The sequence below is a fragment of the Arthrobacter sp. S2(2024) genome, from assembly GCF_036662515.1.
Taxonomy (GTDB): Bacteria; Actinomycetota; Actinomycetes; order Actinomycetales; family Micrococcaceae; genus Arthrobacter.
Genome location: NZ_JAYKZI010000009.1, coordinates 122,759 through 132,942, shown reverse-complemented (window position 1 = coordinate 132,942; position 10,184 = coordinate 122,759). Strand labels below are relative to the sequence as shown.

The following is a 10,184-nucleotide window of genomic DNA, read 5'->3' as shown; positions in this document are numbered from 1 at the left end:
CGAATTCCGGGCCCATCTGGACCTTGGCCTTGATCCACTCGGGCTTGCGTTCGACCGGGACGGCTTTGTTGCGCTGTTCAACGCGCAGCAGCTTACGGCCTTCAGGTGCCAGGGTCACTGGAGTGCTCCTTCGGGGCTGGATACGAGTGCTTCTTCGTGCTTGCGGAACTCTTCGATGAAGCGCTCGGCAATGTCGGCCGGGTTGATGGTCTTGCCGGTCTCGATGGACATGGTGGTGACGCTCGCGTCGGTGATGCCGCACGCGATGATCTGTGCGTAGGGAGCGAGGTCATTGCTGCAGTTGATGGCCACGCCGTGCATGGTCACGCCGTCGAGGACGCGGATACCGATCGCGGCGATCTTGCGGTCCGGACCCTTGTCGTCCGCGAGGACCCAGACTCCCGCCCGCCCTTTGACCCGCGTGGCCTTGATTCCGTAGTCCTCCATGATCGCGATCATGACGGCTTCGAGACGCTCGACGTAGTCACGGATCCCGGCGCGGTTCTTCAGTTTGAGGATGGGGTAGGCAATGAGCTGGCCGGGTCCGTGCCAGGTCAATTTGCCGCCACGGTCCACGGGAACAACCGGCGTGCCGTCAAACGGGCGCTCGTGGTCCTCCGTGAGCTTGCCTGCCGTGTACACCGCGGCATGTTCAAGGAGCAAGACGGTGCTGGGTTTGTCGCCGGCAACAACCTTGTTGTGGAGTTCGCGCTGGATATCCCAGCCCTGCATGTAGTCAACGAAATCCGGGGCAAGACCCAGCTGTGAAAACTCAAGAGTCATGGGGACAAGCTTAGACCCCGCGGGGCGCAGGCCATGATTTTGTGGCCAAGCTCTCAGTCGTACTCGGCTTGCTTGCGGGGCTCCGGTCCTTGGCCTGTGGATAACTTCTGCGGGAATCCGCGATTTCCGGTATTTGTTGAGGCATGGAGACTTTTTCGACCTGCGGGAGTGCCCAGGACCGTGAGCGGGACATGCCCTCCCAAGGGATCGAACCTTCCGAACCTGTGATCCCGGGCTTTGTTGCGGTGCGTGAACTGGGCCGCGGCGGAAGAGCCACGGTGTGGCTCGCAACGGAACAGCGGTCGGGGAAAAGCTTCGCCGTGAAATGCCTCGGCCGGAAACCGGAGACGGCGGATCCACGCGACGCCAAGTCATCCCTGCTGCGTGAGGTGCGGCTTCTATCCAGGCTGGACCACGAGCACCTCGTCAAAGTCCATGGCGTTGTTGAGTTGGCAAAGTCCGTCGACGGCGGCTTGGGCGTGGTCATGGACTACGCCCCTGGCGGCTCGCTTGGGCAGTTGGTGTCCAGCAGGGGGAGTCTTGGCGTGGGCGAGACAGTGACCGTCCTGACGCCCCTGGCACAGGCCTTGGCCTATCTGCATTGCCAAGGGGTGACACACTCCGATGTTTCGCCCGGAAATGTCCTCTTCACCGCGCAAGGGAAACCGCTCCTCTCGGACATGGGCATTTCCCGCATGGTGGGGGACGCCTCGGGGGTTCCGGACTCGGGCACCCCAGGATTCGCGGATCCTGCTCCGGCTGTCCGGGGGACAGCGGAACTGGAGCCGCAGCGCGATACCTACGCGCTCGCCGCGCTTGGCTGGTATTGCCTCACGGGTTCCGCCCCGGACACTGCGGCACGCCGGCCGCCCTTGACACTGTTGGTGCCTGCGGTGCCTACTGCCTTGGCCGTTGCGATCGAGGCCGGGCTTCATCCAGAGGCGCAGCAGCGGCCGTCCGCGGCCGAATTGGGTGTTGCGGTCTACCGAAGCGCACCGCCGGAAGCTGTGGACCTTTCCGTTTCGGTGCACGCGACGGTTGTTCCGGAACTGGTGACCCGGCGTCGGGCTTCTGCTCCTCGCCCAAAGCGCGCCCGCATCGCGGCGCTTTTCGGCCGCTTCCGCCCTCCAGGGTCGGGACGCAGACACCGGCGTGCGGTTGCGCCGGTTTCGGCACGACGGCGGGCGGCGCCCGTCGTGCTCGCTCTGGGGATGATTGCGGGCGCCGGATCAGTAGCCGCTGTGTGGTTGGCTGGTGCGGTATGGTGGGCTGGCGATCGAGGACCGGGAGCCGGGCAGACGGCCCCTGGCGCGGCGTCGAGTGCTTCCCAGGAAGAACGGGGCGCGAGCGAGCCCGGCATGCCGCGCAATACCCAGCAGTGGGCCGGTCCCGATAAAGTCCCGGTGGAGGCAGAAGTTCCCGCGGTGGTATGGGGCCGGATCCGATCCGCAAACCCGGAGGAAGCCATACGGGGACTGTCGGCACTCCGGGACAAGGCGCTGAGTTCCGGAAAGTTCGAGCTCCTGGAACACGTTAATGTGCAGGGCTCGGCGGCTGCCGCCTCCGATGGAAAGCTCAAGGACGAATTGCTCGGCGCCGGCTTGGTTCTCGCGGGCTTTTCCACCACCCTCTCGAGCGTGAGTGTGGAGAGACCTTCCAGCCCGGACCGGGCAGCAGTTGCTGTCACGGTGGAAACGTCCGCCTATGAAGAACGGGACGCAGCAGGGGAGATCGTCGGAGCGCGGCCCCGGGGCGAACCACAGGAACTCAGGGTGGTTCTCCTGCGTGGCGAGGACGCGTGGAGGATCACCGAGATCCTGGCCAAGCAGTCTTAAATGATCATTTGCCGCCGCTTGCCACCCATTGGGCGGCATCCGCCAGCGCGGGGTGCTGCCAGGCAAAGCCTGAGTCCACCAGCCGTGCCGGTTCCATGCGCTGGTTGGCGAGGACAAGTTCCTCCGCCAGATGGCTGCCGAGGACCAATCGCAGCGCGGGGGCAGGTACGCGAAGGAACGCAGGCCGGTGCAGGGCCGCCGCCAATTGCGCAACGATGGCGTTGACGTCAGCGCTTTCCGGGGCGCACACGTTGACGGGACCTTCGAGCGCCGAGTTGAGCAGGTATTCGAAGGCTGAAACTTCATCCACAAGGGAAATCCAGGGCCAATATTGCCGGCCGTTTCCCAACGGTCCGCCCACGCCCATCTTCAACAACGGAAGAAGCGGCCCCAAGGCTCCGCCATCAGGGCTGAGGACCACGCCGGTACGCGGCGTCACCACCCGCACGCCGGCAGGCGCCGTGTGGGCGGCGGCCTCCCAATCGACGCACAGGGTGGCCAGCATGCCTTTGCCTGGCCCCGCGTCTTCCCGGAGCAGGCCGGCACGGGACGAGCCGTAATAACCCGAGGCTGACTGGCTCAGGAATGTTCCGGGCGGAGTTCCCAGCCGTCCCATGGCTGCCGTGAGAGTTTTTGTGGTCCGCAATCGTGAGTCGATAATTTCGCGCACGCGTGCTTTGGTCCAGCGCCGCTCCCCGATGCCTGCACCGGAGAGGTTGACCACAGCGTCTGCGCCATCGAGTACCGCCTCATCCAGTTGGCCCGCGGCCGGATCCCAAGAGGCTTCGCCGGTTCCTGCAGGCGGGCGGCGAACCAGCCGGACGACGTCGTGCCCGCTGCCGAGGAGATGCGCGGAGAGCGCAGTTCCGATGAATCCCGAGGCACCCGATATCACGATTCGCATGCCCTATCTCATCATGGCAAGCATCACTCCGGCATTACGGCAGGCCTCAAAAGGCCTCGCGACTCCTTTGACTATGATCGAACAATGACCTCCTCCAGCTACTTCCGTTTCCCGCATTTGCACGGTGATTTGATCACCTTCGTGGCCGAAGACGACGTTTGGATTGCGCCCGTGGCCGGAGGCCGCGCGTGGCGGATTTCGGCCCAGCAGCTCCCTGCGCGCAATCCCCGCTTCACCCCGGACGGCAAGCGGCTTGTGTGGACGACGATCGTCGGGGCTGCTCCCGAGGTGGTGACAGCGAACGTCGACGGCGGCGGGTACCGGCAGTTGAGCTACTTCGGTCACAGCACCACCCGTGTCAAGGGATTCACCTCCTCAGGCGACGTTGTGGTCACGACGGCTTTTGAACAGGCCGAGGGGCGGCACACGCATGCTTACGCCTTGCCGTTCGACGGCGGCCCCGCCGTCGAGCTTCCTTTCGGCCCCGTCGAATCGGTGGCGTTCGGCCCGGAAGTGGGGGACGAGCGACCCGTTGTCCTTGCCAGTGTGCTCTCGCGCGAGCCTGCCTGGTGGAAGCGGTACCGTGGCGGTACCGCCGGTAAATTGTGGATCGACGCCGACGGGAACGGCGAGTTCGCCCGCTTGCTTTCCGGGCTCGACGGGAACCTCGCGGACCCGCTGTGGGTAGGCGGACGGATCGCCTTCCTCTCGGATCACGAGGGCTACGGAAATCTTTACTCGGTGCGGCCGGACGGTTCGGACCTGCGCCGGCACACCGATCACGAGGACTTCTACGTCCGGCACGCCGCGAGCGACGGCAAGCGGGTCATCTTCGAATCGGCTGGCGAGTTGTGGATCCTGCCGAGTCTTGAGTCCGACGCCGAGGCAGTACGGCTTGACGTCAGCCTGGGCTCGGCATCCCAGTCGCGGCGGCCGGCACCCCTCAAAGTCGCCGCCCACTTGGGCGACGTCTTCCCCAACGCGGCCGGTTCGGCAAGCGCTGTGGAATCCCACGGAACCGTCCACTGGCTGCGCCACAAAGACGGACCGTCCCGCGTTGTCGAAGCGACTCCCGGCGTGCGGGCACGGCTTCCCCGGCCCCTTATTGACGGTCGTATCGCCTACGTAGCGGACCATGACGGCGTCGACGCCATCTACATCAAGAGGATTGCCCCGCGCTTGTCGCAACCGGCGGTCGAAGCACCAGTCCAGGACGCCGCACCCGCCCGACGCGAAGGTGAAGAGGACGGCGCCGGACAACTGCCCCGCCCCGTCTCGGCATCGGCGATCACGGGACAGCCCGAGACGTCCGGGGTTCGGCTGCAGGAACCGCACGCGGAGCCAGCTGCGGCGTCCGCGGATAGCGTGACTGCACCGATGAGCGCCACACGTGGCGGAGCCGAAGAGCCACGGCTCGACTTCCTGAGGATCGATTTCCCCAGGGCAGCCCGTCCAAGCGCCCTCGAAGCCAGTCCCGATGGCAAGTGGCTTGCCGTGGGTACCGCGTTCGGGGACGTTTACCTGGCCGACACTGCCAATGGCACCTTGTCGCGGCTTGTCAGCGTAGGGGACGGCAGCATTGACGGCCTCGCGTGGTCGCCGGACTCGCAATGGCTCGCATGGTCAGAGCCTGTGACATCCTTCGGCTCACGGAGCAAGTTGCGCATGGTCAACACCGCCAACCCTGGAGACATCGTGGAGGTCACGGACGGCCGCTTCTGCGACGAATCGCCGGCCTTCACTCCCGACGGAAAATTTCTGGCGTTCCTCTCGAACCGCAGCTTCGATCCCGTGTACGACGGCCACGCCTTCGACCTGTCGTTCCCCAGCCCCATCAAGCCGTACCTTGTGGCACTCGCTGCAGCCACTCCTTCGCCTTTCGGCCCGGTAGTGGACATGCTGGACGAGGAGGAAGCGGACGCCGTACCCGAAGGGGAGAACGGCGCAAGGAACGCCGAGAAGGACGGTACCGGGGATGGTGCCGGAACCGCCGTCACGGTCCGCGTGGACCGTGAGGGCCTGCCGTTGCGCGTCATCGGCGTCCCGGTGCCGCAGGGCAACTACTCGGCGCTTTCGGCCTCCAGCGGCGCGCTGCTGTGGCTCGATACCCCCCTCTCAGGCGTCACTGGAGATGGCCGTGGCACGGTGCAGGACAAGGCACCTGCTCCAGCGCTGGTCCGCTACGAGCTTTCGAAGCAGAAACAGGTCACACTCGTCCCCGCCGTGGAGCGCTACCGACTCTCAGGAGACGGCAAGAAACTGGTCTTCGTCAATGACAAGCAGGTTGTCGCCGTACCATCCGACGCCAAGGCCGAGGAAGAATCGGGAGAGCTTGTCAAGGTTGAGCTGAACCGGATCCGGATGGTCTTGGATCCGTTGTCCGTATGGGGACAGGCATTCGACGAAGCATGGCGGCTGCAGCGGGACTTCTTCTGGACCGAAGACATGGCGGGCCAGGACTGGGATTCGGTCTACCGACGGTACCGTCCCGTCGTCGAACGCCTCGGCTCGCACGACGACCTGGTGGACCTTCTGTGGGAACTGCACGGTGAGCTTGGCACGTCCCACGCATACGTTCGTCCGGCTGCGGTGGGCGAACCAGGGAGCAACGGACAGGGCAGGCTCGGTGCCGACCTCAAGTTCACGGAAGCCGGTTGGGAGATCACGCGCATCCTCGCGGGAGACACTTCCGACCCCCTGGCCAACTCGCCGCTGACCCGGCCGGGAGCCGACGCGAAGGTGGGCGACGTGATCCTGGCGATCGACGGCGTCGGGCTCTCCGCAGACCGTACTCCGGCCAAGCAACTGGTGGGCGCTGCGGGCCGGACCGTGGAACTCACGATCCTGAACGGCGGCGGGCACGCCGGGGCGGCAGGCCGGCAGCGGCGGATCGCCGTGGTTCCCGTGAAGGATGAGGAACGCTTGCGGTACCAGGAGTGGGTTCACGCCAACAGGCGCACCGTGCGCGAGGCCTCGAATGGAAAGTTCGGCTATCTGCATGTACCGGACATGATGGCCAACGGCTGGGCGCAGCTTCACCGGGACCTTGACACCGAGACCGCGCTGGACGGGTTGATTGTCGATGTCCGGCGGAACCGCGGTGGCCACACGTCGCAGCTCGTGGCTGAACTGATCGGCCGCAAGGTCACCGGCTGGAGCATGCCGCGCGGCGAAAAGCCGCGTACGTACCCGCACCACGCCCCGCGCGGCCCCGTCATTATCCTCGCCGACGAATTCGCCGGCTCCGACGGCGACATCATCACGCAGGTGTCCAAACTCCGCGGCATCGGCCCGGTCATCGGCACCCGGACCTGGGGCGGCGTGGTCGGCATCGACAACCGTTTCGCCCTGGCTGACGGCACCGGCGTAACCCAGCCGCGCTATGCCACGTGGTTCTCCGGCGGCATCGGTTGGAGCGTGGAGAACTTCGGGGTTGAGCCTGACATCGAAGTAGTGTTCCCGCCGCACGCCTACGCGGCCGGTACCGATCCCCAGCTGGAGTACGGGATCGGCGCGCTCAAGGAAATGGTGCAGGAACTACCCACGGACCGGCCACCGCTGCGTGAAGGCTACCGCAAGCTCCGCCCGGCCGCGTTGCCCGCAAGGCCGCACAAGAGCTAGCTGGAGGCCCGCACGACGAAGTCCCCGCCCTTCCGGAAGGAAAGGCGGGGACTCGCTTTTTGGACAGGTTTCGGACGGGTTGCCGCTAGGAAGCGAGCGTGGCATCCAGCGTGATCGGGGTTGCCCGGAGTGCCTGGGAAACCGGGCAGTTGAGCTTGGCGTCTTCGGCGAGGCGCTGGAATTCTTCTTCGGAAACACCGGGGATGCGTGCGCTCACGGTCAGGTGGATGCCCGTGATGCCTTCGCCTGGCTGGAAGGTGACGTCGGCCTTGGTGTTGACCTCCTCCGGCGTGAAGCCTGCGCCTGCGACGCCGTTGCTGAAGGCCATCGAGAAGCATGCCGAGTGCGCGGCGGCAATCAGCTCTTCGGGGCTGGTCTTGCCCTCTGCGGACTCCGCGCGGGCCTTCCAGGTGACGTTGAAGGTTCCGAGTCCGGAGCTGTCCAGCGTGGTGTTGCCGGCGCCTTCGATCAGGTTGCCGTTCCATACGGTGTGTGCGGTGCGTGTTGTAGCCATGTCCACTCCTCAGCGTCGTTGCGAATTGGCACCCGGATACCGGATGCCGCCGGGTTCAATCCTAGGGATTCGACGGCGGCGGCGCACCGCTTGTCCGCTCTCAGAGGATTGTGACTGCCGTGGTCCGGGCGGCCACGGATTAAGCGGCGACGGCCGCCCGGACGAATGGTCCAGGCGGCCGCGCGGTTTGCTCCGGTCAGCGCTTTTCCGCTCCTACTGCCAGATCGTTGCGATGGCGATGTTGAGCAATCCCAAGCCGCCGACGCCATGGGCCAGTCCTGTTGAGACCGGTTCGCCCTTCTTGACCTTGCGTGAGCCGATGACGGCGAGCACGGCCACGGCGAGGCCGATCGCGAACTTGATGCCCAGCTTGAAGTAGTTGGGGTCGGCGTTGGGCAGCATGGGGAGGATTCCCATCATGGCAATGCCGGTGATCAGCTGCACGAAGGCGCCGTCGCGCTGGCGCGGGTGGACGGTCGGCTGCTTCATGGTGGCGATCCAGTAGCCCACAATCATGGCTGCGCCGACGATATGCAAGAACAGCAGGACGTTGAAGAGGATAGTCATGGCTCCAGCTTAGCCAGATTCTTCTACGAGCCGTAGCAAAGCCACGGAAGAAAATGCATGCAAAGACGGGAAGGTCCCGGCAGTTTCCCGCCGGGACCTTCCCGTCACGTGATGATACTTATTAGAGGCCGAGGTCGGCTTCGAAGGCACCTTCCTCAAGGCGGGTCCTGAGGGTCTGCAGGAAGCGGCCGGCGTCGGCACCGTCAACCAGGCGGTGGTCGTACGTGAGGGACAGGTACATCATGGAGCGGATGGCGATCGAGTCGTCACCGTTTTCGTCCGCAACCACGACAGGACGCTTGACGATCGCGCCGGTGCCCAGGATGCCCACCTGCGGTTGGTTGATGATCGGCGTGTCGAACAGTGCGCCGACAGAACCGATGTTGGTGATGCTGAACGTACCGCCGGACAGCTCGTCCGGACCGATCTTCCCCTGGCGGGTGCGGCCGGCGACGTCGGCGATCTTGCTGGCCAGGCCGGCAAGGTTCAGGTTGCCGGCGTCGGAAATGACCGGAACCAGCAAGCCCTTGTCGGTGTCCACCGCAATCGCGAGGTGTTCCGCATTGTGGTAGGTGATTTCCTGCTTGTCTTCGTCATACGCAGCGTTCAGCTTGGGGTGCTGCTTCAAGGCTTCGGCCACGGCCTTGGCGATGAATGGCAGGAAGGTCAGCTTGACGCCGTTCTGGGCCTCGAAGGAGCCCTTGGCCTTGAGGCGGAGCTTGGCGATCTTGGTCATGTCGACCTCGTGCACCTGGGTCAGCTGCGTTGAAGTTTCGAGGGACTCGCGCATGCGGCGGGCGATGACCTGGCGGATGCGGGGAGCCTTCTCCACGGTACCGCGGAGCGAGGAAGCAGCCACGGGGGCGGCAGCAGGCTTGCCGGGTGTCGCGGGAGCTGCGGCCGCCGGCGCCGGAGCGGCGGCTGCTGCCTGCGCAGCCGTTTTCATTGCGTCGGCTGCGGCGAGCACGTCCTGCTTCCGGATACGGCCGCCGACGCCGGTGCCCGTCACGGTGGTGATGTCGACACCGTTCTGGTTGGCAAGCTTGCGGACAAGCGGGGTGACGTAACCGGACTCGCTCGAAGACGCTGCGGGTGCCGGAGCTGCTGCCGGCGCGGGTGCGGCTACCGGGGCAGCCGGTGCTGCGGGTGCCGGTGCGGGTGCGGCTTCAACGACGGGTGCCGGTGCGGCGGGGGCTGCAGCCACAGGTGCCGGGGCTGCAGGTGCTGCCGCAGGTGCGGGTGCCGCTGCGGCGGGGGCGCCCGAGCCGATGACGGCAAGGACAGAGCCGACTTCAGCGGTCTCGTCCTCGTTGACGCGGATCTCAAGCAAAGTACCGGCCACGGGGGAGGGGATCTCGGTGTCGACCTTGTCGGTGGAGACCTCGAGGAGCGGTTCGTCCACCTCGACGCTGTCGCCCACGGCCTTGAGCCAGCGGGTGACGGTGCCTTCGGTGACGCTTTCACCCAGGGCGGGGAGAGTCACATCGTGACCCGATGCCTCGCCGGAAGCTGCCGCCGGGGCTGCGGCTTCTTCGGCAACGGGAGCCGGTGCTGCTTCAGGTGCCGGTGCTGCTTCAGGTGCGGGGGCTGCCGGTGCTTCTTCCGCAGGTGCGGCGGCGGGCGCTGCAGCGCCGTTGCTGCCGCTGCCGATCCGGACCAGGGGAGCGCCGACTTCGGCGGTCTCGTCTTCAGCCACGAGGATTTCTTCGATAATGCCGGCAATAGGAGACGGGATTTCAGTGTCTACTTTGTCGGTGGAAACTTCGAGCAGGGGCTCGTCGACTTCCACTCGGTCACCAACCTGCTTGAGCCAGCGAGTGACGGTGCCTTCGGTGACGCTTTCACCAAGGGCGGGCAAGTTAACGGATTCAGACATGTCGTCCCCGTTCTCCTTATTGATCTTTAGTGCGGATGAGTGTTGCCTGCTGGGGTCCTGCGCCCGCAGTTCGTGCGGGCGCAG

Annotated in this window: 7 protein-coding genes and 1 pseudogene; 2 read left to right on the top strand and 6 right to left on the bottom strand. The window is 65.5% G+C overall.

All coding sequences use genetic code 11. The features are described 5' to 3' along the window. Window positions 1-118: pseudogene (locus tag VLA65_RS16745) on the bottom strand (lipoyl synthase); the annotation flags it as partial. Continuing rightward, on the bottom strand, window positions 115-783 hold the full coding sequence (lipB, locus tag VLA65_RS16740; protein WP_059389125.1) for a lipoyl(octanoyl) transferase LipB: 669 nt from the start codon (window positions 781-783) through the stop codon (window positions 115-117). The gene lipB and the pseudogene VLA65_RS16745, both read right to left, overlap by 4 nt. 143 nt (window positions 784-926) lie before the next feature. Between lipB and VLA65_RS16735 the strand changes: the two genes are divergently transcribed. Next, window positions 927-2,618 carry a protein kinase domain-containing protein gene (locus VLA65_RS16735; protein ID WP_332603129.1) on the top strand — a complete coding sequence of 564 codons (1,692 nt, stop codon included), beginning with the start codon at window positions 927-929 and terminating at the stop codon, window positions 2,616-2,618. A gap of 4 nt (window positions 2,619-2,622) precedes the next feature. On the opposite strand, the gene VLA65_RS16730 is transcribed toward VLA65_RS16735, so the two are convergent. Then, window positions 2,623-3,522, bottom strand: a complete 900-nt coding sequence (locus VLA65_RS16730) for a TIGR01777 family oxidoreductase (RefSeq protein ID WP_306964685.1) — start codon at window positions 3,520-3,522, stop codon at window positions 2,623-2,625. Window positions 3,523-3,606: 84 nt separating this feature from the next. On the opposite strand from VLA65_RS16730, the gene VLA65_RS16725 reads away from it, so the two are divergent. Then, window positions 3,607-7,143 (top strand): S41 family peptidase, encoded by a 3,537-nt coding sequence (locus VLA65_RS16725; protein WP_332603128.1) that lies wholly within the window; start codon window positions 3,607-3,609, stop codon window positions 7,141-7,143. An 85-nt stretch (window positions 7,144-7,228) separates the two neighbouring features. Here the strand turns inward: VLA65_RS16725 and VLA65_RS16720 are convergent, their stop codons facing one another. From VLA65_RS16720 to sucB, 3 genes are all read right to left on the bottom strand, one after another. Continuing rightward, window positions 7,229-7,657, bottom strand: a complete 429-nt coding sequence (locus tag VLA65_RS16720) for an OsmC family protein (RefSeq protein ID WP_078105540.1) — start codon at window positions 7,655-7,657, stop codon at window positions 7,229-7,231. Between the two features lie 213 nt (window positions 7,658-7,870). Then, window positions 7,871-8,224, bottom strand: coding sequence for a hypothetical protein (locus VLA65_RS16715; protein ID WP_059389121.1), 354 nt, complete (start codon window positions 8,222-8,224; stop codon window positions 7,871-7,873). A gap of 121 nt (window positions 8,225-8,345) precedes the next feature. Beyond that, on the bottom strand, window positions 8,346-10,100 hold the full coding sequence (gene sucB / locus VLA65_RS16710) for a 2-oxoglutarate dehydrogenase, E2 component, dihydrolipoamide succinyltransferase (protein WP_332603127.1): 1,755 nt from the start codon (window positions 10,098-10,100) through the stop codon (window positions 8,346-8,348). Window positions 10,101-10,184 lie beyond the last annotated feature (84 nt).

Coding starts and splice junctions, on each gene's coding strand:
- lipB (WP_059389125.1), bottom strand. CDS start 783: ATGACTCTTGAGTTTTCACAGCTGGGTCTTGCCCCGGATTTCGTTGAC.
- VLA65_RS16735 (WP_332603129.1), top strand. CDS start 927: ATGGAGACTTTTTCGACCTGCGGGAGTGCCCAGGACCGTGAGCGGGAC.
- VLA65_RS16730 (WP_306964685.1), bottom strand. CDS start 3,522: ATGCGAATCGTGATATCGGGTGCCTCGGGATTCATCGGAACTGCGCTC.
- VLA65_RS16725 (WP_332603128.1), top strand. CDS start 3,607: ATGACCTCCTCCAGCTACTTCCGTTTCCCGCATTTGCACGGTGATTTG.
- VLA65_RS16720 (WP_078105540.1), bottom strand. CDS start 7,657: ATGGCTACAACACGCACCGCACACACCGTATGGAACGGCAACCTGATC.
- VLA65_RS16715 (WP_059389121.1), bottom strand. CDS start 8,224: ATGACTATCCTCTTCAACGTCCTGCTGTTCTTGCATATCGTCGGCGCA.
- sucB (WP_332603127.1), bottom strand. CDS start 10,100: ATGTCTGAATCCGTTAACTTGCCCGCCCTTGGTGAAAGCGTCACCGAA.